1 protein-coding gene is annotated in these 1,361 nt (G+C 51.2%); it reads right to left on the reverse strand.

Features of this window, described 5'->3' with window-relative positions; translation table 11 throughout:
• On the reverse strand, positions 1-1,334 hold a 1,334-nt coding region (gene gndA / locus RTW80_RS25295; RefSeq protein WP_312720804.1), incomplete at its 3' end, for an NADP-dependent phosphogluconate dehydrogenase.
• Positions 1,335-1,361 lie beyond the last annotated feature (27 nt).

The raw sequence follows: 1,361 nt of genomic DNA on the forward strand, positions 1-1,361 counted from the left end.
CGCTGAGCCTGAATCAGATTAGCGGGCAGAACCGCGGAACGGTAGCTGTCGTAGTAAGCAATTGCGGCAGAGAATGTCGGTACCGGAATACCATTCTGCACGGCATACGCAACGACATCACGCAGCGCCTGCTGATAGTCATCAGCGATCTGTTTGAAGTACGGTGCCAGCAGGAGATTAGCAATACCAGCGTTTTGCGCATAAGCATCAGTAATCTTCTGCAGGAACTGCGCACGAATGATGCAGCCCGCGCGGAAAATCTTAGCGATCTCGCCGTAGTTTAGCTCCCAGTTGTATTCATCAGAAGCAGCTCGCAGCTGAGAGAAGCCCTGAGCATAGGAAACGATCTTACCGAGGTACAACGCGCGACGAACTTTTTCGATAAATTCAGCTTTATCACCAGCCGGTTGAGCCTGCGGACCACTCAGCACTTTCGAAGCAGCTACACGCTGGTCTTTAAGCGAAGAGATGTAACGAGCAAATACGGATTCGGTGATCAGAGACAGAGGTTCGCCGAGATCCAGTGAGCTCTGGCTGGTCCACTTACCGGTACCTTTGTTTGCTGCTTCATCAAGAATGACATCAACGAGGTACTTACCTTCTTCATCCTTCTTGGTGAAGATATCTTTGGTAATGTCGATCAGGTAGCTGCTTAGCTCGCCTTCGTTCCATTCAGTGAAGGTTTGCGCCAGCTCTTCGTTGGAAAGTGTCAGACCGCCTTTCAACAGCGCATAGGCTTCAGCAATCAACTGCATGTCACCATACTCGATGCCGTTATGAACCATCTTCACATAATGGCCAGCACCATCAGCACCGATATAGGTCACACATGGCTCACCGTCTTCAGCAACGGCAGCAATCTGCTTCAGAATCGGCGCAACCAGCTCATAGGCTTCTTTCTGCCCACCAGGCATGATGGAAGGCCCTTTCAGAGCACCCTCTTCACCACCGGAAACACCGGTACCGATAAAGTTAAAACCTTCGGCAGACAGTTCACGGTTACGACGGATGGTGTCTTGGAAGAAGGTGTTGCCGCCATCAATGATGATGTCGCCTTTATCGAGGTAAGGCTTCAGGGAATCGATGGCGCTGTCGGTGCCAGACCCGGCCTTCACCATCAACAGGATACGACGTGGTGTTTCGAGGGATTCTACAAACTCTTGTACTGTGTAGTAAGGAACCAGCTTCTTGCCAGGGTTTTCGGCAATAACTTCTTCGGTCTTTTCACGGGAGCGGTTGAAAACGGAGACGGTATAACCGCGGCTTTCGATGTTCAGCGCAAGGTTACGCCCCATCACAGCCATACCGACAACCCCGATCTGTTGCTTGGACATTACTTACTCCTGTCTGGTGTGGTCACT

Origin of the sequence: Escherichia sp. AM3 (assembly GCF_032029835.1) — a bacterium.
In the GTDB taxonomy this organism is placed as follows: Bacteria; Pseudomonadota; Gammaproteobacteria; order Enterobacterales; family Enterobacteriaceae; genus Escherichia; species Escherichia coli.